Genomic DNA, 573 nt, shown 5'->3' with positions numbered 1-573 from the left:
GCCGTGGTGCAGGACGCAGCGGGCAACGACGCAGTGCACTTCAGCGACCGGGCGGTGACGAACAACACCCCCCCGGAGCTGATCACCACCGGTATCAATGCCCCCAGAGTCAACGGGAATGACTTGTTCCTCCGGTTCTACGCCGCGAGCGACCTGAGCCGGAGCTACCCGAACGGCAGTGATTTCACGGTGCTCGTCGATGGCCAAGCCGTCACCGCCACGACCACGTTCTATGGAAGCAGAAAACTCCTTATCCTGGAACTGAGCACCGCCCCGCGGCAGGGTCAGACCGTGACCGTTTCCTACCGGGACAGCACGCCCACCAACGAGAGTGCCATACAGGACGCAGCCGGCAACCGCCTGCTCAGTTTCCCGACCACGGTGGTGCGCACGGACATGGACGGCGCGGCCCCGGTGCTGATCACCAGCGACGAGGCGCGGCGCCCCAGGGTCAACGGCGACCAGCTGGTGCTCAGTTTCCAGGACGAGAACAACCTGGACGCGACCAACAAGCCGGCCACGGAGGCTTTTACGGTGCGCGTCGATGGCAGCGTCCGGGCCGTCCGCGACGTC

Annotated in this window: 1 protein-coding gene; it reads left to right on the top strand. The window is 65.6% G+C overall.

Annotated features, from left to right (window positions below; genetic code table 11):
* Nucleotides 1–573 (top strand): SwmB domain-containing protein (locus VTU_RS30470; protein WP_010110804.1); only part of this gene is annotated, 573 nt, incomplete at both ends.

It is taken from the genome of Verminephrobacter aporrectodeae subsp. tuberculatae At4 (assembly GCF_000193225.1).
Taxonomy (GTDB): Bacteria; Pseudomonadota; Gammaproteobacteria; order Burkholderiales; family Burkholderiaceae_C; genus Acidovorax; species Acidovorax aporrectodeae.
The sequence above is the reverse complement of the archived record's forward strand: the minus strand, read 5'-3'. Positions and strand labels throughout refer to the sequence as shown.